Below are 1,282 nucleotides of genomic sequence, written 5' to 3' on the forward strand. Positions count from 1 at the left end.
TGAAGTGAACCCGAATAGTGGTACATGAAAAAAACACCTCCTGAATTCGCATACTAAGTATGCAAATTCAATGGAGGTGTTTTTCGTTTGAAGACAAGAGTTCATTACCCAGAAGAAACAAAGTGGAAAGTTATTGAAATGAAGAAAGACGGCTATTCAAATCGTACAATTATGGAGAAACTCGGAATTAAAAATGTTTCTCAAATTAAGACATGGATGAAATGGTATCGTACAGATCAAACGTATCGTTTTCAACAACCTGTAGGAAAACAATATTCTTATGGAAAAGGACCAAAAGAGCTCAGTGAATTGGAACAGCTACGTTTAGAAAATAAACATCTAAAAACAAAATTACTTGTATGGGGAAAGTATCTGGAAATCGAAAGGGGCTGAAACCAGAAACTGTAGTTACTTTATGGGAAAATGTAAAAACAAAAATAACGGTAAAAGAATTGTGTAACGTATTAGAATTACCCCGTTCCACATTTTATCGTTGGTTACAACGAACGGAAGATTTGAAAGATGGTATAGAAGAGAAAGTAAAGGACGTTTGTCTTAGGCATAAATTCCGGTATGGATATCGAAGAGTGACCGCTACTCTTCGAAAAATGGGACTGTGTGTCAATCATAAAAAAGTATTACGAATCATGAGACAAAATCACATTCTTTCAAAAGTACGTCGAAAGAAAAAGAAATATATCAATGGTGCGGAACCAATGGTAGCCCCTCATCGATTGGAGCGCCAATTCGATGCATCCAGACCAAATGAAAAGTGGTTTACGGATGTGACGTATCTCTTATTTGGAGAGCGTACCTTGTATTTATCAACGATTATGGATGCCTTTAATCGTGAAATTATTAGTTGTGTCATCAGCGAATCACAAACACTGACATTAGCGATGAAGACATTAAAACAAGCAATGAGAGGGCGAAAAGTAAAAGATGTCCTTCTTCACTCAGATCAAGGAAGTATTTATACAGCAAAAGAATTTCAAGCGTATGCCAAAGAAAACGGCATGATCACCAGCATGTCCCGGAGAGGAAATTGCCATGATAATGCCGTCATGGAAAGCTTCTTTGGTCATTTAAAAAGTGAAGCTTTCTATTCACAAAAGATAACAAAAGTATCCAACACAACTGTGCGAAAGATTGTGCTAGAATACATTCATTACTACAATTGTGTGCGAATTCAAGAAAAATTAAACCACCTATCCCCTAAAGAATTTAGGGAACAAGTGGTTTAGGTGTTTTGATTGGTGTCCCATTTTCGGGGGTCACTTCA

Annotated in this window: 1 protein-coding gene; it reads left to right on the top strand. The window is 36.7% G+C overall.

The genetic code is table 11. The features are described from left to right. The first annotated feature begins 87 nt into the window (after positions 1–87). A protein-coding gene (locus ACTFSL_RS31065) for an IS3 family transposase (protein WP_128805783.1) occupies positions 88–1,244 on the top strand; the annotation gives its coding sequence in 2 pieces (ribosomal slippage) (positions 88–340 and positions 340–1,244; 1,158 coding nt in all). The last annotated feature ends 38 nt before the right edge of the window (positions 1,245–1,282 follow it).

The sequence above is a fragment of the Bacillus cereus group sp. MYBK108-1 genome (genome assembly GCF_051917185.1).
In the GTDB taxonomy this organism is placed as follows: domain Bacteria; phylum Bacillota; class Bacilli; order Bacillales; family Bacillaceae_G; genus Bacillus_A; species Bacillus_A cereus.